The organism is Frateuria defendens (assembly GCF_001182895.1).
GTDB classification, from domain to species: domain Bacteria; phylum Pseudomonadota; class Gammaproteobacteria; order Xanthomonadales; family Rhodanobacteraceae; genus Frateuria_B; species Frateuria_B defendens.
In genome coordinates this window covers 1-2669 of record NZ_LFQR01000094.1, presented here as the reverse complement: position 1 = coordinate 2669, position 2669 = coordinate 1, and the positions used below count along the sequence as shown (strand labels likewise).

The 2669-nt window shown below is 58.5% G+C and carries 2 protein-coding genes; both read left to right on the top strand.

Translation table 11 applies throughout. The features are described 5' to 3' along the window. Positions 1–2268, top strand: a 2268-nt coding sequence (locus ACH65_RS12950; RefSeq protein ID WP_049623023.1) for a glycohydrolase toxin TNT-related protein, incomplete at its 5' end; no start/stop codon positions are given. Continuing rightward, complete coding sequence (locus tag ACH65_RS19905) at positions 2265–2504, top strand: hypothetical protein (RefSeq protein WP_153242594.1); 240 nt, start codon at positions 2265–2267, stop codon at positions 2502–2504. The genes ACH65_RS12950 and ACH65_RS19905, both read left to right, overlap by 4 nt. Positions 2505–2669 lie beyond the last annotated feature (165 nt).

The window sequence follows — 2669 nt, the reverse complement described above, 5'->3', positions numbered from 1 at the left end:
CAGCAGAACGGCTTCACCATCGAACTGGCGGCGGCCATGGCACGAGCCAAGGCCGATGGCGACGGCCATGCCAACCACGCCAGTGAAGTCACCGCCGGCAACGTGCTGAGCCTGAGCAGCGGGCGGGACACCACCCTGCACGGCGCCCAGGCCAGCGGCGACACGGTCCTGGCCAACGTCGGCCGCAACCTGGACCTGACCAGCACCCAGGACACGCAGACCTACAAGGAGCTGGACCAGAGTGCGAGCGCGGGGTTGAGCCTGTGCATCCCGCCGATCTGCTACGGCTCCAGCAGTGCCAGCGTGAGCTATAGCCAGACCAACATCCGCAACAACTACCAGAGCGTGACGGCGCAGACGGGCATCCAGGCCGGGCAGGGCGGCTACGACATCCACGTCGGGGGCAACACCAACCTGACGGGCGGTGCGATCGCCAGCACGGCGGATGCGAGCCAGAACCTGCTGGACACGGGGAGCTTCAGCTACAGCGACCTGAAGAACAAGGCGGACTACAGCGCGAGCCAGATGGGGGCGACGGTCAGCGCCAGCTTCGGTGGTGGCGGAGGCGACGGTGGCGGTGGCGGCAATGCTGGCGGAGGCAGCGACACTGGTGCGGGGGCCAACGCCAGCCAGGGCTTCAGCATGGGTGTGATGCCGAGCCTGTCCATCCCGCAGAGCCACGACGCCAGCAGCACGACGCCGGCGGGCCTCGCCTCGGGCACGCTGACCATCCGCGATAACCCCGGCCAAGACCTATCCGGCCTCAACCGCGACGTGACGGCGCTGGACGGCAACGGCGTAGCGAACCGCTTCGACGTGGACAAGGTGAAGGAGCGGCTGCAACTGGGGCAGGTGGCCGGGCAGGTGGGGATGCAGGCGGCGGGCGATATCGGCCAGGCGCTTACGCAGCCGTATGAAAAGGCGGCGGTACAGGCAGTAAAAGACCAGCAGGCATTACAAAGCGGCTTGTTGAGCGACGAGGGCAGGCAGGCAGTTCAGTCCGACTTGAATCAGCAGATGGCGATCATGAACGCCAATCAGGGGACATTCGACACCTGGAAGGCTGGAGGTGCCGGCGAAACCTTATTGCATACAGGCATTGGTGCCATTGCCGCCGGCATGGGTGGAGGCAATGCATTACAAGGTGCGCTGGGCGCAGGTGTCGGCGAGGTATCTTCGCCGTATCTGATGCAGCACCTTGGGGCATCTGGAGCAGTGTTCGGTTCGACACTGATTGGTGCGGCGGTTGGTGGCGGATCGGGCGCTGCCGTCGCGAACGCCGGCACGCTCTACAACGATATCCACCACTACTCCGATTACCAGGCTGAGCTGGATGCGTGCAAACAGAGCCCGTCAGCAAGCGGTTGCGGCACGATCCTGGCGATGCAGGGCGACCATTCCGTCCCTCTGACCCGTGCTGACGGTGTAAATCAGGATGGTGTGATCGCCAACCTCAACGACCAGAACCAAGTAGTGAGTTACACGATCACCAACCCTCAGAACCAAACGACGCTGATCATGCAGCCGTCGGATTACAAGAACTATTTGGTGGCGGTGGGTGCGGGTAGCAATATTTACGACTTCATGGGCAACAACAGCCCTGAATACGCGCTACAGGGCAGCAATTTCGTGACCGACCTCGTTAATGGGGAGGGGCAGCAGGCCTGGGGCAACTTGGCGGGTATGTTCACCAATGGGTCGTATTGGCGAGATATGTCCATTGGTATGATTGCGGCCGTGGGCGCTGGTTTGCCGTCAAGGATTGGAGTGGCGGCGAATGTTAATTCTGGATCGATTGTTTCGAATGTGATTCCAGATGCAGTGGTTGATTCCACCGCTATCCGCGCTCGTGTGCTTAGCAATATTACGGATAGCCAGGCTGCACGATCCAGTTCTAATTTTGGGCAATTTAGTCAAGCAGAGGGTCAGCTGCAGGAGTCATTGGGGATTTGGCCGCCTAACGGCGGTGCTTATGCTCCAATTTATGACACTACTCTGGGGGTTGGTGTTCAACTTGATCGTTACGGATATCCTGGAGGAACTTATCTGTCTCCGCTTGGTGATTCCTTCGAGGGGCGAGCGCTACCCTCTTCCTATCAAGCGACCAAGCCCTATTACCAATATGAAGTCATAAAGCCAATTCCGGGGGTGACGCAATCCAATGCCTTGCCTTGGTTCGGGCAACCGGGTAAGGGAGTGCAGTTTCAAACGCCAAATTCAGTGCAGTGGTATATTGACAATGGGTATTTGAGGGTTATCCAGCAATGACGCATGATCAGTTGATAGTTAAATTGGAAGAGTTGGGTGTTCATCCAAATGATTATTCGTTGGATGGTATCCAGAATAGTGACCGCGTCTGTGTTGTGGAGGGGGATGGTGTGACGAAAGTGTATTACGTGGAGCGAGATAGGCCCGATGAGTTGGCTGCTTTCTCTTCCACTGGCGAGGCTTACGATTTTGTCTATGCGACATTTTGTAAGTGGCTTGGAAAAAAGGATATTTAGATGTGTTGTCCCGTCCACAGTGTCCACAGCCCTTCTCGCTGGCATTTCGGGTGATTTTTGTGCAACGCCTTACAAATCGAGTTGCCAAAAATCACCGCGAAGCAGTCGTGACGTGCCGCAGTCAGCGCCTTCGGTATGCTTTGGTGCCGTTTCGCGCCGTCATCG

Coding starts and splice junctions, on each gene's coding strand:
- ACH65_RS19905 (WP_153242594.1), top strand. CDS start 2,265: ATGACGCATGATCAGTTGATAGTTAAATTGGAAGAGTTGGGTGTTCAT.